The sequence below is a fragment of the Alkalibacterium sp. s-m-28 genome (genome assembly GCF_054658175.1).
The window spans coordinates 24,748-44,623 of record NZ_BAAGIQ010000008.1; the positions used below are offsets into that span (position 1 = coordinate 24,748).

Below are 19,876 nucleotides of genomic sequence, written 5' to 3' on the forward strand. Positions count from 1 at the left end.
CTTATTCCTCCGCTTTGATAGAGCCTTCAGTAACACTCTTAAGTGAAATAGTCAGTGGTTTGCCAAGAACTCGTTCGAAATGGTTCTTATGCTTGTTTAACCGATATTCTTCTGCAATCGCATCACCCATATATGTCACATCCAGACGGTAGTCATCCCCGTCTTCCTCGAGAGCCATATCCTGAACAAAATTGACGTGTGAATCATTCAGCGCCTCCGCAAACTTGATGATGCAACCCAGATGAAGCAGGGCTTCCTTTTCATCATCGCTGAACCAGTCGTCTACTGTTTTTAAATATTGTTTGAACAGTGATCTGTTTTTATAGCTGGCCAGCAGAGCCAGTCTGACCCTGTCTTTGTGACTGAATCCATGAAGATTCGTATTGGAAATGATGTAGAATGTGTGCTGCGATTTGGAATCATCTTCTATATAACTGCCCAGGTAATATAAAGTTGCTCCATAATGAAGAAGATAGAGCTGCTCTTCGCTGACTTTCAGGATACCTTTTTCCTTTAAAAGAGTAATGAGCTGGTCAGCGAGCATGATGCGCTGATGGGCACTGATCGGGCGTATATCATACTGTTTGAACAGGCGCTGAACAGTCTGACGCTTCACACCGTAAAGATCATAGGGCTCTCTGTACTCTTTGTTGAGCCGTTCAAGGATGATGCCTTCACGCAGACCTCGGTTACTGATGGCAAAGCTTGGCGCAGCCATCACATCGACTAGTTCCTTGAAGACAATCCCTGCTGGAATGATGATGTCCCGGCGGTCCCCGCTTAAGCCATCAAGATCGCTCAAGTCGTCCATAGAACTATCTACTAGCAGATCAAAGGTGTTTTCCAGCTCATCGGGTGTCATCTGATATTCATGAATACCGGCAATTGGGTAGTCGGTCTGACGCTGGTTGATTTCAGCATAGTTACGTGCCGACCCACCGATTCCGATCAGAGGCACCTGCGCATTGGGCACCCACTCAAGCTGCTTGAACTGATCTCTGATCCACTTGGTGGCTTTCTCAATAGACTTTTTGTCATTGTGCTTTTTGTCCGAGAAAAACTGTCGTCTTAAAGATACCGTTCCGAAAGGGAAACTGTGTACTTCCTTGACTTCTTTGTCTTTGAAAAGGGTCAGTTCAGTACTCCCCCCACCGATATCGATACTGATTCCATCCATAAGGTGCATAGTATGCCGGACTGCATAGTTTCCGTAATACGCTTCTTTTTCTTCCGCAAGCAGCTCCAGTTCCAGCTTGAGAACCTCTTGTACCCGCTGGATGATGGTGTCACGATTCGCTGACTGACGAACAGCAGCAGTAGCTATTGCCTTCAAATCTTTTATAGCGTAACGTTCAGCTATTGCAGTAAAACTTCTGAGGACAGCCAGGAGTACGTCGATACCCTCATCAGACATCTTCTTGCTGTCGTCCAGATACTGGACAAGCCGGGCAGGTGTCTTGATATTCTGCAGCTCGGTCACTCCTTGATAGTCGTCCATTTCGAAGATGACCAGTCGTATTGTATTTGATCCCACATCTATTAATCCAAACCGTTCATTAGCCATAATGCACGCTCCAATCTCCTTTTTATCTTTAAACAAGCTCTATTTCTTAACTTAATCATACTAAAAGCGAGAAGGCTATGTCTAAAATCAGACCTTTTTTACAATTATATTACAAAAAACAGGAAAGCGATACCATAACTGGGTTTGATTACAATAGCTACAAGTATACAGCTTAATATTTATGAATATTTTGACTTTCTGTAACAAATTGTAAGAATATAGAAATGTACTTCATGCAATTTCTCGGTATAATAGCGTGGCATTGAACAACTTATTTTAAGATATCTCAAATTCAAAAGAGAAAGGATTGTTCTTTAAGCGATGACAAAGAATATAGTGGGGATGGTTGTAGCAGTACTGGCCTTCCTGTCCTTAGGTCAAGCAACCACTGCATCAGCCCAGACGCTAGAAGCTATTCGGGAGCAGCAGGAACAAACTCAAGAAGAAATTGATTCATTACAGAAGGAAGTCAATACCGTGCTGGAAGAAGTGAGCGTATTGAGTACCGAACTAGCTGAACTGGATGTAGAAATCGAGGAAAAGCTGGAAGAAATCGGCCAGACTGAATCTGAAGTCTCAGCCCAGGAAGAAATCGTTGAGGCGAGAATGGAACAGGCAAGACAGCGTCTGCAGTCTCTTCAGTTAAATGAATCCACTCAGAACATTGTATTGACTATACTTGAATCTGAAAGCCTGTCTGATTTATTTAATCGTGCTCTTATTATTATGCGTCTGACAGATGCAGGCAATCATCAGCTGGAACTGGCTGAAGAAGAAGTTCAAGTACTTATTACTTTACAGGAAGAACTTGAAGCGGCACAGCAGGAGCTTGAAGAGAGACGAGAACTGGCCACTTCACAGAAAGAAGTCTTTGACGGAAAAGTTTCCGAGCTGCAGTCTCTGATCAGAGATAATCAGTCTCAGCTGACTGAACTGATCGAAAGAGGAGCAGTAGAAGAAGCGAGAATCGAAGAAGCGCGTCGAGTGGCTAGAGAAGAAGCTGCGAGAGCTGCTGCACAGAAAGAAGAAGAGGAAAGAGCTGCGCGTGCCGCTGCAAGAGCAGAAGCCGAACAGCAAACTGAAGTATCGGTTTCTTCTTCAGACAGTTCAAGTGCACAAGCTGCCGAACAGACTGCATCAAACAGCTCATCTTCAAATTCAAGTTCAGCTGCAAGTTCTGGTTCAAGCAATAATTCAAACAATAATTCCAGTTCAAGCACAAGTTCAAACAGCAGCCCGGCCCCTGCGCCGGCACCAGCTCCTGCGCCAGCACCAGCTAAGCCGGAAGTAAGTTCCGGTAGAACGTTACGTGTTCAGGCTACAGGCTATTCAACCAAGCAGCCTAACTTAAGCACACATACGGCAACCGGCATCGATTTAAGAATCAATCCGCGTGTCATAGCAGTTGATCCTTCTGTCATTCCACTAGGATCAATGGTAGAGGTTGAAGGCATGGGCGTCTATATTGCCGGAGACACAGGTGGAGCAATTAGAGGAAACATCATTGATATCCACTTCCAGACAGTAGGAGAAGCACTGAGCTGGGGAAGACGAAGCGTAACGATTCGAGTACTGGATTAACCTCATTACATTATTATAGAAATCGGCCCATTGGAGACTAGTACTTCTCCAGTGGGTTTTTTTACTGTTGTGGACTAAGTGAACGAGGTCAGATTATGGAGTTGGTTTAATAATCCTGACATTCGGGGGACTGTCCCTCCATGACAGGACCAGAGACTTCTCTATTGACCTGTAACAGTATTCTGATTCAATGGAAGCTGATTTCGAGAAAGCAAGCAGTCATTATTAGATAAAGAAGACTTATTTGCTTTATAAAATGGAATGGTGTTTAATCTAAAGAGAAAGAGATTCTGGAATAGAGTTGACAAATGAACAAGGAGAATAGCATGTATTCTAAAAAACATTTAATGGATTGTCTCGACCATTTGAGGATTGAAAAAGAAGGGACACTACTGGTTCATTCGTCCTATAAAAGCATAGGGGAGGTGGATGGACGAGCTGATACTGTTCTGGATGCCTTGAGCGACTATATGGCAGACGGTCTGCTTGTCCTTCCGACTCATACGTGGAAGTACATCAGCAAGGACAACCCTGTCTTCGATGTCAAGAAGTCGCCGTCCAATGTGGGAATCCTGACTGAACTGTTCAGAAACCGGGAAAACACGATCCGATCGGAACATCCGACTCATTCGGTAGCGGCCCTGGGGAAAGATGCGGCCGCCTTTACAGCGGGTGAATACAAGCATGATACCCCATGCGCCGGAGAGTCGGTCTGGGGAAAAATCGTTGACAGAAAGGCACAGATTATTCTGGTCGGTGTCGATCTGACTAGAAACACGTTTATTCACGGCATAGAGGAATGGATGGATATCCCAGGCAGAATGACGGACAGTCATGAAGAGCTGTTCAGTATTCTGCATTCTGGAGAAAAAGTTCGGGTGCCCTCACGCCGTCACTGTGGATTGTCGTGGTCTGAGCATTTCTGGAAAGTCAATGATCTCCTGATTGAAGAAGGGGCGATGAAAACTGGACGATTCGGGGATGCAGAAACACGAGTTGTGGACGCACATATGACGACGGTGCTGCTGACCGAACTGCTGGAAAAGAACCCCGAGCTATTTACGGAGAATAAGCCGCTGGAACCGGAGTGGCGCTGTTATTTTAGAAACAAACGTATGAACTAAGCTGGAAAAGAGGCGGATTTATGAAACTGACGATCAGAAAACGAACCCTTGGAACTATCCCTCTGCTGGAAGTGGTGCAGAAAGAAAATAGAAACGAGCTACTCCCTCTGATAGTTTATTACCACGGCTGGCAGTCATCTAAGGAGCTGGTGCTTACCCAAGGTAGGAAGCTGGCACAGGCCGGTTTTCGCGTTCTTCTACCGGATGCAGCCAATCACGGGGACCGTTACCAGGAAATGACCCGTATTCCTTCGCTGGCTTTTTGGCAGAGCATCCATACCAATCTGTTTGAATTTGGTTTTATTGTCAATCACTTCAGGAAGCTCGGCCTGGCTGACGACCGTATTGGCGTAGGCGGGGTATCCATGGGTGGATTCACTACCTGTGCTCTCCTGACACATAATCCGGAAATCAAAGCTGCAGCCTGTGTCATGGGCTCTCCGAAACCGGTCGCTTATCGTGACAGAATACTGACACGGGCAAAAGAAATGAACCGGTTTTATCCTCATGATTATGAATCGCTTCTGTCCTGGATCCCTTCGTACGATTTGTCTCTGAGGCCAGAAACACTGGCCGGACGCCCTCTTCTGTTCTGGCACGGCACGCAGGACCGTATCGTTCCTTACGAAGATACGGCGGCCTTTATTAAGGGAAATCAGATTCCAAATGTCAGGTTCATTGAAGAGGGCGAGAAGCACCTGGTCAAAGGCCCGACAATGGATGAAGTCACTTCGTTTTTTGTCAGGGAATTGGCCGGTCCTTATTAAAAATCTACTATCCAAAAGACACCTCTGCTTCCCAACCAGTATAGTAACTGAAAGGGACAGCAGAGGTGTCTTTTAAAAAACTGTTTGTATTAAAAGGCTGTGAGTTCCCACACGATGTGGTCACCTTCTTCGGGAACGAAGTCCGCAGCACTCACAGTGACAGTTTCTTCGTTAACTTCATATATCCAGTAAAGATTTTCTTCAGGAAGCTGGTCTATGCCTTCGATAGACTCAATAAAGCCATCATCAGTCACAATCAGATCGTAGTGCTGACTCATGATATCAAGTAAGGTTGAATCGTCAGCGACATCAAGAGTATCATCGGCAATGATTTCACCGTCGGCTACTATTGTCATGTTAATTTCTTTATCCAGATCAGCGGTTGTCGGGTTATTGGATGCAAGTCCTGAATACCATAGTCCTAGAACTAGCAGGATAACAAAAACGGAAACACCGATCAGGTATTTTTCTTTTTTATTCATTCGTTTCTCCTTTTTCTTGAGTGGACCGTTTCTCAAAAGCTGAGGTATCCGCCATTTTAAAGACTCTCATACAAGCTGGGTAAAGGATGGGGAAGAAGACTGCATTTCCTGCGGCATGAAGCAGATCATAACCCAGTCCAGACAGGTAGTAGGGCAGAAGAATATTCCAGCCAATGACAGGCGCCTGCATAACTGACACGACTAAACCGTATAGAATGCCTAGAAAGGCCACGTAGATCTGCAAAAAGATAAGCGGTGTGTTCTGATGGCTGTCTTTAAACATATGAGAAAGCAGAATAAGTGCAGCAAACCCACCGATCTGAGCTGCCGTCCATGGGCCCATACCCAGATACAGGTTAGTAATGAGCACGGAAAGCAGAGCGACCGTCAGCCCCATCTTCCAGCCATAATAAAAAGTGATGCATATCAGAAGAACTGTCATCGGCTGAACATTTGGAATAAATGAAAAAGTCAGTCTGCCCACAGAAACCAGACTGGTCAGTAAGGCGATCCTTGTCAGAGCATACGTTCTTCCAGAAACCGGAGACCGGTTAAATTTTGACTGTCCAGTCATACGACATCCTCCTCAAGAGTCAGTAATGGCTTCAACGAAAACATTCATCTCAGATCCACTTTGTGACGTACTGTTTTCTATCATACAAAAGAATGCACTGAAAGACAATGAAAAAAAGGCGCCCCCTGTGTATAAGAAAGGGATGCGCTATTATTATCGAAGAATCAGTATGCACCACGGATGTAGTCATGAACATTATCCCAGTAGAATGTGCTCAGCGTATCCAGTTCCTCCTTAGAGAAAGGCAGGACATCGAGAGACTCGAGATTGTCGATCACCTGTCCTCGAAAAGCTGACAAATGTTCCCATTTCTGGTAAAATAGACTGGACATTTATGAGGCTTGAAAGGAGTGAAGGGGAACATGGAAGAGAATTATATCGATTTTTACAGAGGGAAAGACGAAGAGGCTTTCCTAAGTGCCTGGGAAGCGGAGCACGCAAAGCTGTCTGACGAGGCGATCGATGACCTGTACGCAGACATTGCCGATGCTGTTGACGAAGCAGTGAAGAACGGGACGCATGAACTGGGGGAGTCCTTCAGTTATAAGAACGTAAAAGTCGGACGATCAGACTTCAATACGTTCCATTCGCTTTATATTTTTGAAGAGTCCAACTAATTTAATCAACTGAAAGAAGGGGGTGCTTTTTTGACTACGGAAATCATCGAACATAAACTACAGCTGCTGACTGATCTGCCAGGCTGTTATATCATGAAAAACAGCAACGACGAGATCATTTACATCGGGAAGGCCAAGAATCTGAGAAACAGGGTCCGGTCTTATTTCAGAGGCGAACATACGGGAAAGACCAAACGTCTGGTAGAAGATATAGTAGATTTTGAAACGATCGTGACCGGTTCAGACAAGGAAGCCCTGCTTCTGGAGGTCACCTTGATTCAGAAACATCAGCCTAAGTATAATATCCGGCTGAAAAGAGGGACCAGTTATCCTTATCTTAAAATAACTAATGAACGGGATCCTCAGCTGGTGATAAGTTCAGAAGTTGAACAGGATGGGGGCTATTATTTTGGACCTTACCCTGATGTCTGGGCGGCTTCCGAAACAAAGCAGCTGATCCAGAAAATCTATCCATTGAGAAAATGCAACGGTCATCAGAAACGGGCTTGTCTCTATTATCATATCGGTCAATGCATCGGACCTTGCGATCATGAGGTCTCGAAAGAAGAATATGATGCTCAGATCGCCCGGATTAAGTCATTTTTGAATGGAAATGTCACAGATATCAAGCGGGATCTGAAAGATAAAATGCAGGAAGCGGCTGAAGAGATGAACTACGAGCGTGCTGCCGAGTTCAGAGATCAGATATCCTACATTGAACGGACCGTTGAAAAACAGTCCATTATATCTAACAATTTCACGCCGCGTGACTTTTTCAATTATTACATGGACAAAGGCTGGATCTCTATCCAGGTCTTTTTTGTTCGCCAGGCTACACTCATCAAGCGGGAAGCTACGATGTTTCCGATTTATGACACGCCAGAAGAAGAGCTGATGAGTTTTATGCTGCAGTACTATCAGGATAAAAACAACCAGAAACCAAAGGAAATATATGTCCCTGAGACAGTCGATCAGGCCCTTCTGGAAGATACGCTCGATACGAAAGTTCTGGTGCCTAGAAAAGGCCGGAAAAAAGAACTGCTTGAGCTGACCGGGAAGAACAGCGAGCTGGCTCTGAAAGAAAAGTTCCGTCTGATCGAAATGAAAGAACGCAAGACGACCGGAGCCATTGAGGAACTGTCCCAGGCGATGGGGCTTCCTTACATCGAACGGATCGAAGCGTTCGACCACTCGAATATTCAGGGATCCAATCCGGTTTCTGCCATGGTTTCCTTTAAAGACGGGAGCCCGGACAAAACTAATTACCGGAAGTATAAGATAAAAACGGTCGTCGGGAGCAACGAGTATGCGACAACGCAGGAAGTTATCCGGCGCCGCTACAGCCGGCTGCTGAAAGAAAAGAAACCTCTGCCGGATCTGATCATGATGGATGGAGGAAAGGTTCAGGTAAATGCAGCCAGGGATGTGCTTCAAAATGAACTGTCGCTCATGATTCCTGTCGCCGGCATGGTCAAGGACAATAAGCACCGGACAGCCGGACTGATTTTTGGAGATGAACTGGAACCGGTGATTCTCGATCCAAGGAGCCAGGCTTTTCACCTTGTTCAGCGTGTGCAGGAAGAGGTCCACAGATTTGGCATTACCTTCCACCGAAACGTGAGGAGCAAGAACAGCTTTACCAGTCAGCTGGATGACATCGAGGGCGTGGGTCCGAAAACCCGTACGAAAGTCCTGCGTCATTTCAAGTCAATGAAACGCCTGCGTGAGGCAGAACTTGAAGAGCTGACTAAGTTGGGGATTTCAAAACCAGTCGCTGAACGGATAAAGCAGACACTTGAAAATTCAGCTAAAAAAACATAATTGAGGAGTTTTAATATGATTAGAGAAGCATCCCGTCAAGCTGCAGAAGCAATCGTTGATTTATTTAAAGTGATTCTGACAGATATGGAACTGCCGATCATGTCTCAAGTAATTTGGGATGATCTGCGGCCTGCAATGGTTCATGCTGTTCGAAGTGAATCGTTTATTCAAGGGTACAAAAATGCCCTTTTAAAAGAGATCGATGGAGAAATAGCCGGTTTCTGCTTTTCCTACCCAGGGGGAAGTGCCGATCAGTATGATCAGCTGTCAGACTTGATATCGGCCTACAAGCTCCCTCCTTTTGAAACATTTATCGAAGGTGAGACTTTCGAAGGCGAATGGTATCTTGATTCCATCGTAACGAAGGATACGTTCAGAGGAAAAGGAATAGGTAAAGAACTGATGCAGGCGGTTTATGACAAAGCGAAATCAGAAGGCTTTACAGTGGTCGGACTCAATGTCGACCATGATAATCCCCGGGCTCTGAAGCTTTACGAAGCACAAGGCTTTCAGAAGGTAAAGGAAGTCATGATTGCCGGCCATCATTACGATCATATGCAGAAGAAGGTATAGACAGGAATACTGGTATAATTGTGAACTGACCGAGTGATCAGTTGCAAATTGAACAGGACTGATTTTTAAAAATAAGCCCGAAGACTGGCAAAAACTCAGTCTTCGGGCTTTTAGACTATCGGGATTACTTGTTTGACCAAAGCAGTCTTTTTACTCTCAGCCAGACCGGATGCATGAAACTGAGACTGTATTTCTGCTGCTTCATATCATTCCAGACAGTGGATTTATTCTGACCGTAGTGATCCAGCAGCTGAGAAATGAGACAGGCTACAGGTGCAATTTTCTCATTCTGAAAATCGAGGATATAAAATTCTCCAGTGAATGACACGCATTTTTCGATAGACAGAATCTGCTTTCCGAATCGTCTGACGGAGAAAATTTGTTTATCGTAATCACCTGTGATAATCCAGTTGAGTCGTGTAACTGTAAAGTATGGGTGAGTCATTCCACGAAGACCTTTACGTTTCTTTATTGTTCCGATTTTCTTTCCATCCTGAAACAGACGGAACTTAGGAAAAACTGAGAGTTTGACTTGTCTGGCTTCTATGATCCGTTTTCCGTCCATAGAGTAGACAGTCAGCCTGTCTCCGAGTCTGCCCCATTTTCCGACAATCAGGTATATTTTTTCACCTGCAGCATCTTTTACGATCATCCGGTCCTGCAAGGTCTGGTATTCCTTGTTGATAAATAGCCGAACCATTTCTATCACCTCTAGGTCGTCAAACGTGTACGGTGCTTTTATTTATTATACCACTATTACATAAGAATAGAAAAAAAGAAAAACTTCACGTGCTGTTCAGTTTCAAAATGAAAAAGAGTGCCTCAAAAAGACACTCTCGAGAATTACCGGTGGCGTGCTTCAGTCACAGCCGTCAGATCGTTGAGCGCTTTGACTACCGCATCGAGCTTATTTTCCATGCGATGAAGCAGCACCAGTGAAATGAAGATAGGAAATCCTACATTAGCAATCATGTCGATCATCGCCGGAAACCAGTCAGTTTCAGACATAACAGTCAGCCTCCTTTCTTCCGTATACAGGTAATAACGGAAAGAAGGGGTAAAGTGTAACCCGATTTGAGGTGGTTAGATATCGGACTGTCTGTTGAGCCTGTAGCCACTGTGATAGACTGGACCGACATACTCATTGAACGCAAAGCCTGCCTGCATTGCTTCAGTCACAAAATGCTTGGCTTTTCTGACCGCTTAGACAGGATCCAGTCCTTTAGCAAGACCAGCTGTTATCTGGATCCATTGTAGCGATCACTGTCAGTGCAGCAATCCCGTAAGTACCATATTCGGCAAAGGTTTTTAGGTCTGCAGCAATTCCAGCTCCTCCGCTGGCATCATTTCCGGCTATTGTTAAAGTAAGTTTTGGTCCAGACATGGTTAGGCCCTCCTTTTTTTATCTATCGTGAGTCTGATGAATCTGTTGCACTTCTGTACTACATTCCTAGTATAATAGGATAAAGGTACTCGAGTAAAGGATAATGGCGGAGAAAAGAAGGAGTGGCATGATACATGGACAAAGGGAGTATCAGAAAAGCAGCGGAATGGCTGAGTAGCAGTAAGTCCATAGCTGTAATCACTGGAGCAGGAGTGTCTACAGAAAGCGGTATACCGGATTTTCGTTCAAGCGGGGGATTATACAATAGGCAGACGAATCTGACTACTCCTCTCGAAGAAGTTCTGAGCCATCATTTTTTTGAACAGGAACCCGCTCAATTTTATACATTTTATAGAAAGAATCTCCTGAGAAGAGAAGCGCAGCCCAATCCGGGGCATGTCTTTCTAGCTGATCTTGAGAAGATTGGGAAAAAAATAACGGTCATCACACAGAATATTGACAGCCTTCATCAGAAAGCTGGAAGCAGTAAGGTCATTGAACTGCATGGGAGTACTGCTCGGGTAGTGTCCCGGAATGGAACGGTTTATTCTTGTGAGGATGCCGTTGAAACGGAGACAGCCATGTATGTCGGCAGGGAATGGGTCAGGCCGGATGTCACGCTATACGGTGAGATGCTTGATCCCGAAGCGATCCGTCAAAGCATTAAGGCCATCAGTCAGTCAGATGTCCTCCTGGTTCTGGGAACGAGTCTGAGCGTGTATCCCGCTGCCGGATTCGTATATGATTTTAAGGGGGATAAAAGCATTCTGGTCAATAAAGGAAGGACCGGACTTTCTTATCCATTCGGCCTGAGTTTCAAAACATCAATCAGTCAATGGGCAGAAGCAGTAAAGAATGAACTGGCATGATCCGACATTATAACTGGCAGAATAGGCCTGAAAGAACAGTCGGAAGTCAGATATGGGGTGTTGGACATGGAGAACAACAGAATAAGAGATAAAATCAGTCAGTATCGACCAGAACCATTAGGCAGACAGAGACGATTTTCTGTCTTTCTGCCACTTATTATTATCGATGGCGAAAAGCATCTTCTATTTGAAAAAAGAAGTCAGAGCGTGTCACAGCCGGGGGAAACCTCTTTTCCCGGAGGAGCTGTCGAAGAGGGGGAAACATACAAAGAGGCCGCAATTCGAGAGACAGTTGAGGAACTGAATGTGAAAGAGAGTCAGATCGATATCTATGGAGAAATCGATTATATCGCAACTCATACTCATATCATTCACTGTTTCGCTGGAGAACTCAGGAACTGTACATTAAAGTCGCTCCAGCCGAACGAGGAAGTGGAGTCAGTGTTCACGATTCCCCTCAATTATTTTCTGACACATCGACCTGAATATCATTATGTGGATCTGATCATGGAACATAAGGAGGATTTCCCATTCGAGCTGATATCCAATGGAGATAAGTACAGATGGACCACCAGAAAGCAGGGCATCCCTTTTTATCGGTTGGAAGGTCAGTACCTCTGGGGATTCACAGCTCAGTTTACTCATCGATTTATAGATATCATCACAGACCGTCAGACGACTGAAATCAAAGGAGAGCAAATATGACTATTAACAAACAGATGAGCTGTAACGAAACAAGGGTCGTTCAGACACACATAGTCCTCCCATCTGAACTGAACGGACACCAGACTCTGTTCGGCGGGAACTTGATGAGTCTGATCGACAATACGGCATCCATGTCGGTTGCAAAGTTTGCCCGTTCAAATTCTCTTGTGACGGCTTCCATGGACGAGCTTCATTTTCTTCATCCAATCAAAGCCAGTCACGCGGTGAGTGTGGAGACCTATGTAACAGGTTCCGGAAGACGGTCGATTGAAGTGTTTACTAAAGTTCTGGGTGAAGACCTGGAATCAGGAGAAACTTATATCGGGGCAACCAGTTTTCTCACCTTCGTACTCGTCGGTTCATTCGAAACAGATCAGCCCCTTCTTCCTGATCTGGTCTGTGAATCAGAGGAAGAACAGAAAGTCTGCAGAGATTACAGTGAAAGAAGGAAGAAACGACTAGCTGACAAGAAACTCAATGAAGAACTGGTTGAAGGGCTGACATTGACGCCGCCCTGGATGAGCTGATTGAATTTTTTCAAGTCGTTATTTAGCCGGAGGTTCCACTATACTGTTCAGAAAAAAAGCCCTCTCCGGGCCTGAACGGTTGTTATTGAACCATCAGAACAGGAGAGGGACGGGCGACATGCCCTTAATCATTCTTATAAATTTTACCACTTAAAACACGAGTGATCGCTTCGGCTACACCATTCTTACGGTTACTTGAAGTAAGATAATTGGCAGCCTCCTTGGCTTCAGGTGCAGCATTTTCCATGGCAACTGAATATTTTGCCCATTTAAGCATGGAGATATCGTTGATGTTATCCCCGATAGTCATAACCTGGTCGGCTTTAAGGTCCAGTTTTCTGGCCAGTTTAGCGACGGCCAGTCCTTTCTGGGCATTCTTATGGTTGATCTCAAGGTTTCGTTCACTTGAAGCAGTGATGGCCAAATCAGGAACCGCCTCATAAAGTTTTTCCTTTAAGGGGTCAAGCAGCGCCTTTCCTTTTTTTGTATGGACCGCCACCTTCAAGACGACAAGACTCTGATCGTTCAGAACGTCGGAGTAGTCATCCACATAAGTGATCGGCATCTCATCTACTCGCTTCTTAGCTGTTTCAAGAGCTTCTTCAAATGTGATATCCGGGTTCATATCTGATAACATGGACGCGAGCATTTCTTCACGCTGATCCTTATTATCGGAGAAGATGCCTTTATATGTCATCAGCTCTTCGTGAAGTGAGTCGTATTGAGAAAAGATGTCAAGCATCTGTCTGACCGTCTTTTTTTCCAGCCCGATATTGTAGAGATTTTTTCCGGTTTCGTCAAAATACTGGGCGCCATTCTGTGCAATCAGCGGACAGATAATGGTATGCTCCTTGAGCAAAGGCGAAGCCATCGGGTAATCTCTCCCAGTCGCAATAGCAAAATGGATGCCTTGTTCCTGCGCACGCTTGATGGCAGAGGCATTTGCATTGGATATTTCCATGTGTTCATTAAGCAGTGTTCCGTCCATATCGGAAACAATCAGTTTGATCATTCATTTCGTCCCCTTTAATAATCTATCTTTTGTATAGTATCAGTCTAACAAAAATAGAGGACAAAGGGAGATAAATTTACTCAAAAGAGAAAGGAAGTTTACATATGTTGATTCCAGTAGACAATGACTGGACCCCCATTTTAAAAGAAGCTGAACAGACAGAGTCCTATCAGGAATTAAGAGAGTTTTTGAAGAGAGAATACGCTGAGGCAGCAGTCTATCCTGTCGTGGAAGATATCTGGCAGGCATTTGAATGGACACCTTTCAGTGAAGTTAAAGTCGTGATTTTAGGGCAGGATCCCTATCACGGCAGGTATCAGGCTCATGGCCTCAGTTTTTCTGTCAGACCTGAGGTGGATGTACCTCCTTCTCTTAAAAATATGTATAAGGAGCTAGAGAGAGATCTGGGGATTCCTCCAGTCTCACACGGGTATCTGAAAAAATGGGCAGAAGAAGGCGTACTGCTTCTCAATACAGTATTGACTGTTCGAGGAGGAGAGGCGCATTCGCATCGCAACAGAGGCTGGGAAGATCTGACAGACCACGTGATCAAGGCCTTGAGTGAGAGAGAAGAACCGATCGTGTTTCTTCTCTGGGGGAATGCGGCTCAGAAAAAAGAGAAGATGATCGATACCAGCAGACACGTTGTTCTTAAAACCTCTCATCCGAGTCCGTTGTCTGCATATCGGGGCTTTTTAGGGTCAGGCGTGTTTTCAGAAACCAATCGGATTCTTGAGAAAATGGGTTTCGAGCCAGTTGACTGGAGCCTGCCTGAAAACCCGAATGACTAGAATAATTTAATGGCTAAACTGTGAAAACCATAAGAAAAGTGGTATGATTAAGAATGTGGAAAAAACAAATCCTGGAGGGAAAATCAAGTGGAATTATTTGAAAGTCTGAGACAGAACATTCAAGGAAAAGATCTGAAAATCGTCTTTCCTGAAGCGACAGATGAACGTATTTTAGGTGCTGCATTGCGCCTTCATTATGAAAACATTCTTGAACCCGTTCTGATCGGAAAAGAAGAAGACATTTTTGAGGAAGCAAAAGCTCGTGGATATGATCTGAAGGATATCGAAATCATCGATCCTGAAACATACGACAAGTTTGACGAAATGGTAGAAGCATTTCTTGAGCGCCGTAAAGGGAAAGCCACAGAAGATCAGGCTAGAACTCAGCTTAAAGATGTGAACTACTTCGGTACCATGCTTGTCTATCTGGACTATGCAGTTGGCCTGGTCAGCGGAGCGGTTCACTCAACAGGAGATACGGTCCGTCCGGCTCTTCAGATCATCAAGACCCGTCCTGGCGTAAGCCGTACATCTGGGGCATTCATCATGCTACGTGGAAGAGGACAGGAAAAATATCTGTTCTCTGACTGTGCGATCAATCCTAACCCGGACGAGCAGGTCCTGGCGGAAATCGCGGTTGAAAGTGCCCGTACAGCTAAAATGTTCGGTATCGACCCTAAAGTTGCATTACTGAGCTTCTCTTCAAAAGGAACAGCTAATGCACCGGAAGCAGAAAAAGTACGTAACGCAACGAAAATTGCGCAGGAACTTGCTCCTGACTTAGCTATTGATGGAGAGCTTCAGTTCGATGCGGCTTTTGTTCCTGCTGTAGCCCAGCAGAAAGTACCCGAATCAGACGTTGCAGGTGAAGCAACTGTGTTCGTCTTCCCTGAACTGCAGTCAGGAAATATCGGCTACAAAATAACTCAGCGTTTAGGTGGATTTGAAGCAGTCGGACCGATTCTTCAAGGTCTGAACAAACCTGTCTCAGGCCTGTCACGTGGATGCGTCGAAGAAGATGTCTATAAAACAGCTATCATCACGGCAAATCAGGCACTGATGAACGACTAATCATACGATCAAAATAGTGTAAAGAAAACAGCTCACTCGAGCTGTTTTTTTTGTTTTAATTAAGAATCATGTAAGATAAGTGGTCGTCACAATAAATTACTCACTAGAGAAAATGAACAGTCAACTTATGACCTCAACTAATAAAAGTAAAATAAAATGGGGATGAAATTAACAAATTTACCTCTTCATATGCTTTCTATTAGAAGAAGTGAAGGATGCAATGTTATACTGGGTTCGACAGTAAGCCTTTACAAATAAGAGAAAGGGAGTAGATATAGCAATGGCTGATTACATTATGGCAATCGATCAGGGAACGACAAGCACGCGGGCAATCATATTCGATAAGGAAGGGGAACCAAGATGGAGTTACCAGAAGGAGATTGAGCAGTCCTTCCCGGAACCGGGTTGGGTCGAGCACAATGCGAATGAAATCTGGTTAAAGACGCTTCAGGTCATTGCAAGTGTCATGATCGAAGCAGGTATTGAGGCAAACGACCTTGACAGTATCGGCATAACAAACCAGCGAGAAACAACAGTCATCTGGGATAAGGAAACAGGGGAACCGATTTACCCTGCAGTCGTCTGGCAGTCCAAGCAGACATCTGATGTTGCGCACCAGCTTGTTGAAGACGGACATAAGGACATGATCCATAAGAAAACGGGTCTCATTGTAGATTCCTACTTTTCAGCGACCAAAATCAAATGGATCCTTGATAAGGTAGAAGGCTCTAGAGAACGGTCGAAAAATGGAGAGCTTCTATTTGGGACTATTGATACTTGGCTTTTATGGAAGCTGACTGGTGGAGAGGTTCACGCTACGGATTATTCAAATGCCAGCCGCACGATGCTTTACAATATTTATGATATGCAGTGGGACTCAGATATACTGGATCTTCTGGATATACCTGAAAGCATGCTGCCGGAAGTCAAACCGTCTTCAGGTATATTTGGAGAGACTATGGATGCGATCTTTAAAGGCGTTCAAGTGCCGATTGCAGGAATTGCCGGAGACCAGCAGGCAGCTTTATTCGGACAGACTGCTTTTGATAAAGGAATGGTTAAAAATACGTACGGAACAGGTGCCTTCATTATTATGAATACCGGAAAAGAGCCGATTCAGTCTGAGAATGGTCTGCTGACTACTCTGGCATATGGATTGGATAATGAAGTGTATTATGCGCTGGAAGGGGCAATTTTTGTTGCCGGGTCTGCCATTCAGTGGCTGCGTGACGGACTGAGAATGTTCAGAGATGCGCCGCAATCAGAAAACTATGCTACACGAGTGGATACAACAGACAATGTTTATGTCGTTCCTGCCTTTACTGGACTGGGGGCCCCGCATTGGGATCAGGATGCCAGAGGAGCCGTCTTCGGACTGACTCGAGGAACGGAAAAAGAACACTTTATTCGTGCGACACTTGAATCATTGGCTTACCAGACAAGAGACGTCGTGGATGCGATGAATGAAGATGCCGGGCTTAAGACAGAAACGATGCGAGTGGACGGTGGAGCCAGCATGAACGATTTCCTAATGCAGTTCCAGGCTGATATTCTGGATGTGAAGATCGAACGCTCTAAAATCATGGAAACAACCGCTTTAGGTGCAGTCTATCTCGCTGGTTTGGCTACGGGGTTCTTTAAAGATTTGGATGAAATCAAAGCGAAATGGGATAAATCAGCAACCTTTGAGGCTAATATGGACGAAGAGGTCCGTGAAGATCTGTACGAAGGCTGGCAGGCAGCTGTCAAGGCAACTCAGGCTTTCAAATTCAAGCCGAAAAAAGTAAAAAAAGAAGAGGAAGACGGTTAAAAACTTAAGAAAGGAGCTGACGGACGCATGACATTTTCAGCTCAGACCAGAAAAGAGAATATAAATAAGCTGTCATCTGATCAGGTCGATCTGCTGATCATCGGAGGCGGCATCACTGGAGCTGGATTAGCTCTCCATGCCGCTGCCCGAGGCATAAAAGTTGGTCTGATCGAGATGCAGGACTTCGCAGGAGGGACGAGCAGCCGGTCCACAAAGCTTGTTCACGGGGGTCTACGCTATCTGAAACAGTTTGATGTGGAGCTTGTGTCAGACGTAGCTAAGGAACGGGCTGTTATTGGAAAGAATGCCCCTCATATTGTCCAGCCGGGCTATATGCTGATGCCGGTATATGAAGAACCAGGTGCTTCTTTTAATGCCTTCACTGCAGAAGTTGTTTTGCACCTGTACGATTATCTGGCAGAGACTGACGAAGAATGGGCCCATTATATCGTTGACAAGGAAGAGGTTCTTAAGGAAGAACCTCACTTGAAAGAAGAAGGACTTATAGCCGGAGGTTTCTACCTTGACTACACGAATGACGATGCCCGACTGACAATCGAAACGATAAAAAAAGCTGACGAACTGGGAGCCATTATAACCAACTATGTTAAAGCTGAATCTTTCGGTTACGATGAGGATGGAAAGATAAGAACTGTCAGAGCAGTGGATACGTTGAACGAGGAGTCCTTTGACATCGATGCGAAAGTCGTGGTGAATGCCACCGGTCCATGGTCGGATGAGACAAGAAAGAACAGGGAGGCAGATACTGGAGGCAAAATGTTCCCTACAAAAGGAGTCCATTTTGTAGTGGATCATTCTAAGCTCCCTGTGTCCAGAACCATTTACACTGATACCGGACATGAAGATAATCGTATGGTCTTCATTATCCCCCGTGGCAATAAAACATATTTTGGAACGACGGACACCCCATTTGAGGGGGCGTACGAGGACCCGTCCATCGCACAGGAAGACATTGATTACCTCCTGCAGACAATCAATCACCGATTTGACGGGGTATCCCTAACATTGGATGATATCGAATCGAGCTGGGCGGGGCTCAGACCGCTGATTAAGGATGAGAATAATGATGACCCGTCAGGCATTTCCAGAGGACACGAAATCTTTACTGAAGAAGACGGACTGATCACGATTGCAGGAGGAAAACTGACCGATTACCGGCGTATGGCGGAAGACGCCTTTGAAGTCATCGATAAAGCTTTTGAAGAACTGAATGTAAGGTTCGATCAGGTGGACACGAAGACCATTCCGCTTTCTGGAGGAGATGTCGAAAATCCTTTTGCATTCCAGACATTTATAGATCAACACAGTCAAGATGGGACTGATGCAGGTCTGGATCAGACTGATGCACGTTTCCTGGTTGACTGGTATGGGACAAATATATTTAAGGTGTATGAACTGCTGGGTAAGGCTCGCTCGTTCGATATGCCTTTAAAAGATGCCCTGCAGCTGGCGTATGGGCTGGAGCATGAAATGATTTTGTCTCCAGAGGATTTCTTTGAAAGACGCACAGATTCAATATTCTTCAATATAGACCGGGTTATTGAACTGAAAGAATCGGTTATTGATGCCATGCAGAAAGAACTTGGATGGAGTGAAGAAGAAAAAGAAAACTGGTCTGCTCATCTGGATGAAAGAGTAAGAGAAGTATCACTGGAGGAATACAAAAATAAATAAAGCGAGGGATTTATAGTGGAAACAACTTTATTTCAGCAGTTACTTGGTGAGTATTTCGGCACGATGATCCTCATTCTTCTGGGAGACGGTGTGGTTGCTGCCAATGTACTGAAAAAGACGAAATCATATGATAGTGGATGGATCATGATCGGTATAGGGTGGGGGCTCGCCGTAGCTATGGCGGTTTACGCTGTAGGCTGGCTGTCTCCGGCACATATTAATCCGGCAGTGACCCTCGGAATGGCTGTGGCTGGTGAAATTGGATGGGAGATGGTAATCCCCTACACCATTGCACAAGTTGCAGGAGGTTTTACTGGTGCCGTTCTGGTCTGGCTTCATTATATTCCTCATTTCAGAGCTACGGATGATCAGGAAGCTATCCTGGCTGTGTTCTCAACAGGTCCAGCCATTAAAGGATCAAAATGGAATTTGTTATCTGAAACGATTGCGACGATTGTTCTAGTATTCGGCCTACTTGCTTTTACTCAAGGCGATTTTACAGATGGACTGAATCCTCTGATTGTAGGGTTGCTTATTGTGGCAATCGGGTTTTCGCTTGGAGGAACAACAGGGTATGCCATCAATCCGGCCCGTGATTTGGGTCCGAGAATCGCTCACCAGATACTTCCTATAGCTAATAAAGGAGGTTCTGATTGGGAGTATTCATGGATCCCTATCGTTGGTCCATTCATTGGTGGAGCTGTCGGGGCACTCATCTTCCTCGCCATGACGGTCTAATTCCCTGAGTATCTTATCGCTCAATAAAAGACCACTGCTCAATATAAACTGGACCCCATGTCAAGGACAGTTTGATAAAAACCCCTTATAATTTATTATCGCTCCTTCTATGATAACGTCATAGGAGGAGCGATAATACGTTTAAGCCTGGATCAATACTTAGATTTTGGG

The 19,876-nt window shown here is 45.0% G+C and carries 21 protein-coding genes and 1 pseudogene; 14 read left to right on the plus strand and 8 right to left on the minus strand.

Annotated features, from left to right (window positions below):
* Nucleotide 1: 1 nt before the first annotated feature.
* Nucleotides 2–1,564 (minus strand): Ppx/GppA family phosphatase, encoded by a 1,563-nt coding sequence (locus tag ACYQ4S_RS02470; protein WP_346023818.1) that lies wholly within the window; start codon nt 1,562–1,564, stop codon nt 2–4.
* A gap of 321 nt (nt 1,565–1,885) precedes the next feature.
* Here ACYQ4S_RS02470 and ACYQ4S_RS02475 point away from each other — a divergent pair, with 321 nt between their 5' ends.
* The 3 genes from ACYQ4S_RS02475 to ACYQ4S_RS02485 all read left to right on the plus strand — a co-directional run bounded on the left by ACYQ4S_RS02475 (nt 1,886) and on the right by ACYQ4S_RS02485 (nt 5,036).
* Nucleotides 1,886–3,145, plus strand: coding sequence for a 3D domain-containing protein (locus tag ACYQ4S_RS02475; protein ID WP_346023819.1), 1,260 nt, complete (start codon nt 1,886–1,888; stop codon nt 3,143–3,145).
* Nucleotides 3,146–3,471: 326 nt separating this feature from the next.
* Nucleotides 3,472–4,269 carry an AAC(3) family N-acetyltransferase gene (locus tag ACYQ4S_RS02480; RefSeq protein WP_346023820.1) on the plus strand — a complete coding sequence of 266 codons (798 nt, stop codon included), beginning with the start codon at nt 3,472–3,474 and terminating at the stop codon, nt 4,267–4,269.
* A gap of 20 nt (nt 4,270–4,289) precedes the next feature.
* Nucleotides 4,290–5,036 (plus strand): alpha/beta fold hydrolase, encoded by a 747-nt coding sequence (locus tag ACYQ4S_RS02485; RefSeq protein WP_459769157.1) that lies wholly within the window; start codon nt 4,290–4,292, stop codon nt 5,034–5,036.
* Between the two features lie 89 nt (nt 5,037–5,125).
* Here the strand turns inward: ACYQ4S_RS02485 and ACYQ4S_RS02490 are convergent, their stop codons facing one another.
* The 3 genes from ACYQ4S_RS02490 to ACYQ4S_RS02500 all read right to left on the minus strand — a co-directional run bounded on the left by ACYQ4S_RS02490 (nt 5,126) and on the right by ACYQ4S_RS02500 (nt 6,424).
* Nucleotides 5,126–5,518 carry a DUF4430 domain-containing protein gene (locus ACYQ4S_RS02490; RefSeq protein ID WP_346024972.1) on the minus strand — a complete coding sequence of 131 codons (393 nt, stop codon included), beginning with the start codon at nt 5,516–5,518 and terminating at the stop codon, nt 5,126–5,128.
* Nucleotides 5,511–6,092 carry an ECF transporter S component gene (locus ACYQ4S_RS02495; RefSeq protein ID WP_346024973.1) on the minus strand — a complete coding sequence of 194 codons (582 nt, stop codon included), beginning with the start codon at nt 6,090–6,092 and terminating at the stop codon, nt 5,511–5,513. The genes ACYQ4S_RS02490 and ACYQ4S_RS02495 overlap by 8 nt, the downstream gene beginning before the upstream one ends.
* A gap of 164 nt (nt 6,093–6,256) precedes the next feature.
* Nucleotides 6,257–6,424 carry a hypothetical protein gene (locus ACYQ4S_RS02500; RefSeq protein ID WP_459769160.1) on the minus strand — a complete coding sequence of 56 codons (168 nt, stop codon included), beginning with the start codon at nt 6,422–6,424 and terminating at the stop codon, nt 6,257–6,259.
* A 30-nt stretch (nt 6,425–6,454) separates the two neighbouring features.
* Between ACYQ4S_RS02500 and ACYQ4S_RS02505 the strand changes: the two genes are divergently transcribed.
* The 3 genes from ACYQ4S_RS02505 to ACYQ4S_RS02515 are packed head-to-tail and all read left to right on the plus strand — an operon-like array spanning nt 6,455 to nt 9,103.
* Entirely contained in the window at nt 6,455–6,709 is a 255-nt protein-coding gene (locus ACYQ4S_RS02505; RefSeq protein ID WP_346024975.1) for a hypothetical protein, read from the plus strand.
* A 30-nt stretch (nt 6,710–6,739) separates the two neighbouring features.
* Nucleotides 6,740–8,530 carry an excinuclease ABC subunit UvrC gene (uvrC, locus tag ACYQ4S_RS02510; RefSeq protein ID WP_459769162.1) on the plus strand — a complete coding sequence of 597 codons (1,791 nt, stop codon included), beginning with the start codon at nt 6,740–6,742 and terminating at the stop codon, nt 8,528–8,530.
* A gap of 15 nt (nt 8,531–8,545) precedes the next feature.
* A complete protein-coding gene (locus ACYQ4S_RS02515) occupies nt 8,546–9,103 on the plus strand; it encodes a GNAT family N-acetyltransferase (protein WP_459769164.1) in 558 nt (185 codons plus the stop codon).
* Between the two features lie 124 nt (nt 9,104–9,227).
* Here ACYQ4S_RS02515 and ACYQ4S_RS02520 read toward each other — a convergent pair whose 3' ends face one another.
* The 3 genes and pseudogenes from ACYQ4S_RS02520 to ACYQ4S_RS02530 form a co-directional block, all read right to left on the minus strand.
* Nucleotides 9,228–9,803: an LURP-one-related/scramblase family protein gene (locus ACYQ4S_RS02520; protein WP_346024978.1), complete on the minus strand. Its 576-nt coding sequence runs from the start codon at nt 9,801–9,803 to the stop codon at nt 9,228–9,230.
* A 143-nt stretch (nt 9,804–9,946) separates the two neighbouring features.
* On the minus strand, nt 9,947–10,111 hold the full coding sequence (locus ACYQ4S_RS02525; protein ID WP_346024355.1) for a YvrJ family protein: 165 nt from the start codon (nt 10,109–10,111) through the stop codon (nt 9,947–9,949).
* A 223-nt stretch (nt 10,112–10,334) separates the two neighbouring features.
* Nucleotides 10,335–10,487, minus strand: a pseudogene (locus ACYQ4S_RS02530) (bifunctional hydroxymethylpyrimidine kinase/phosphomethylpyrimidine kinase); the annotation flags it as partial.
* A gap of 134 nt (nt 10,488–10,621) precedes the next feature.
* Between ACYQ4S_RS02530 and ACYQ4S_RS02535 the strand changes: the two are divergent.
* The 3 genes from ACYQ4S_RS02535 (at nt 10,622) to ACYQ4S_RS02545 (ending at nt 12,588) form a co-directional block, all read left to right on the plus strand.
* Complete coding sequence (locus ACYQ4S_RS02535) at nt 10,622–11,356, plus strand: NAD-dependent protein deacylase (protein ID WP_346024356.1); 735 nt, start codon at nt 10,622–10,624, stop codon at nt 11,354–11,356.
* A 66-nt stretch (nt 11,357–11,422) separates the two neighbouring features.
* A complete protein-coding gene (locus ACYQ4S_RS02540; protein WP_346024357.1) occupies nt 11,423–12,061 on the plus strand; it encodes an NUDIX hydrolase in 639 nt (212 codons plus the stop codon).
* A complete protein-coding gene (locus ACYQ4S_RS02545) occupies nt 12,058–12,588 on the plus strand; it encodes an acyl-CoA thioesterase (RefSeq protein WP_346024358.1) in 531 nt (176 codons plus the stop codon). The genes ACYQ4S_RS02540 and ACYQ4S_RS02545 overlap by 4 nt, the downstream gene beginning before the upstream one ends.
* 124 nt (nt 12,589–12,712) lie before the next feature.
* Here the strand turns inward: ACYQ4S_RS02545 and ACYQ4S_RS02550 are convergent, their stop codons facing one another.
* Nucleotides 12,713–13,600 (minus strand): Cof-type HAD-IIB family hydrolase, encoded by an 888-nt coding sequence (locus tag ACYQ4S_RS02550; RefSeq protein ID WP_459769167.1) that lies wholly within the window; start codon nt 13,598–13,600, stop codon nt 12,713–12,715.
* 104 nt (nt 13,601–13,704) lie between these two features.
* Here ACYQ4S_RS02550 and ACYQ4S_RS02555 point away from each other — a divergent pair, with 104 nt between their 5' ends.
* From ACYQ4S_RS02555 to ACYQ4S_RS02575, 5 genes are all read left to right on the plus strand, one after another.
* Nucleotides 13,705–14,391 carry a uracil-DNA glycosylase gene (locus tag ACYQ4S_RS02555; RefSeq protein ID WP_346024360.1) on the plus strand — a complete coding sequence of 229 codons (687 nt, stop codon included), beginning with the start codon at nt 13,705–13,707 and terminating at the stop codon, nt 14,389–14,391.
* A gap of 87 nt (nt 14,392–14,478) precedes the next feature.
* Complete coding sequence (pta, locus tag ACYQ4S_RS02560) at nt 14,479–15,462, plus strand: phosphate acetyltransferase (protein WP_459769169.1); 984 nt, start codon at nt 14,479–14,481, stop codon at nt 15,460–15,462.
* Between the two features lie 280 nt (nt 15,463–15,742).
* Nucleotides 15,743–17,272, plus strand: coding sequence for a glycerol kinase GlpK (glpK, locus tag ACYQ4S_RS02565; protein ID WP_459769171.1), 1,530 nt, complete (start codon nt 15,743–15,745; stop codon nt 17,270–17,272).
* A gap of 27 nt (nt 17,273–17,299) precedes the next feature.
* Nucleotides 17,300–18,967: an FAD-dependent oxidoreductase gene (locus ACYQ4S_RS02570; protein ID WP_459769173.1), complete on the plus strand. Its 1,668-nt coding sequence runs from the start codon at nt 17,300–17,302 to the stop codon at nt 18,965–18,967.
* A 15-nt stretch (nt 18,968–18,982) separates the two neighbouring features.
* Complete coding sequence (locus ACYQ4S_RS02575; protein WP_091265690.1) at nt 18,983–19,705, plus strand: MIP/aquaporin family protein; 723 nt, start codon at nt 18,983–18,985, stop codon at nt 19,703–19,705.
* Nucleotides 19,706–19,876 lie beyond the last annotated feature (171 nt).

Excerpts from the sequence above, each read along its gene's own strand:
- ACYQ4S_RS02470 (WP_346023818.1), bottom strand. The coding sequence starts at position 1,564 with ATGGCTAATGAACGGTTTGGATTAATAGATGTGGGATCAAATACAATA.
- ACYQ4S_RS02475 (WP_346023819.1), top strand. The coding sequence starts at position 1,886 with ATGACAAAGAATATAGTGGGGATGGTTGTAGCAGTACTGGCCTTCCTG.
- ACYQ4S_RS02480 (WP_346023820.1), top strand. The coding sequence starts at position 3,472 with ATGTATTCTAAAAAACATTTAATGGATTGTCTCGACCATTTGAGGATT.
- ACYQ4S_RS02485 (WP_459769157.1), top strand. The coding sequence starts at position 4,290 with ATGAAACTGACGATCAGAAAACGAACCCTTGGAACTATCCCTCTGCTG.
- ACYQ4S_RS02490 (WP_346024972.1), bottom strand. The coding sequence starts at position 5,518 with ATGAATAAAAAAGAAAAATACCTGATCGGTGTTTCCGTTTTTGTTATC.
- ACYQ4S_RS02495 (WP_346024973.1), bottom strand. The coding sequence starts at position 6,092 with ATGACTGGACAGTCAAAATTTAACCGGTCTCCGGTTTCTGGAAGAACG.
- ACYQ4S_RS02500 (WP_459769160.1), bottom strand. The coding sequence starts at position 6,424 with ATGTCCAGTCTATTTTACCAGAAATGGGAACATTTGTCAGCTTTTCGA.
- ACYQ4S_RS02505 (WP_346024975.1), top strand. The coding sequence starts at position 6,455 with ATGGAAGAGAATTATATCGATTTTTACAGAGGGAAAGACGAAGAGGCT.
- ACYQ4S_RS02515 (WP_459769164.1), top strand. The coding sequence starts at position 8,546 with ATGATTAGAGAAGCATCCCGTCAAGCTGCAGAAGCAATCGTTGATTTA.
- ACYQ4S_RS02520 (WP_346024978.1), bottom strand. The coding sequence starts at position 9,803 with ATGGTTCGGCTATTTATCAACAAGGAATACCAGACCTTGCAGGACCGG.
- ACYQ4S_RS02525 (WP_346024355.1), bottom strand. The coding sequence starts at position 10,111 with ATGTCTGAAACTGACTGGTTTCCGGCGATGATCGACATGATTGCTAAT.
- ACYQ4S_RS02535 (WP_346024356.1), top strand. The coding sequence starts at position 10,622 with ATGGACAAAGGGAGTATCAGAAAAGCAGCGGAATGGCTGAGTAGCAGT.
- ACYQ4S_RS02540 (WP_346024357.1), top strand. The coding sequence starts at position 11,423 with ATGGAGAACAACAGAATAAGAGATAAAATCAGTCAGTATCGACCAGAA.
- ACYQ4S_RS02545 (WP_346024358.1), top strand. The coding sequence starts at position 12,058 with ATGACTATTAACAAACAGATGAGCTGTAACGAAACAAGGGTCGTTCAG.
- ACYQ4S_RS02550 (WP_459769167.1), bottom strand. The coding sequence starts at position 13,600 with ATGATCAAACTGATTGTTTCCGATATGGACGGAACACTGCTTAATGAA.
- ACYQ4S_RS02555 (WP_346024360.1), top strand. The coding sequence starts at position 13,705 with ATGTTGATTCCAGTAGACAATGACTGGACCCCCATTTTAAAAGAAGCT.
- glpK (WP_459769171.1), top strand. The coding sequence starts at position 15,743 with ATGGCTGATTACATTATGGCAATCGATCAGGGAACGACAAGCACGCGG.
- ACYQ4S_RS02570 (WP_459769173.1), top strand. The coding sequence starts at position 17,300 with ATGACATTTTCAGCTCAGACCAGAAAAGAGAATATAAATAAGCTGTCA.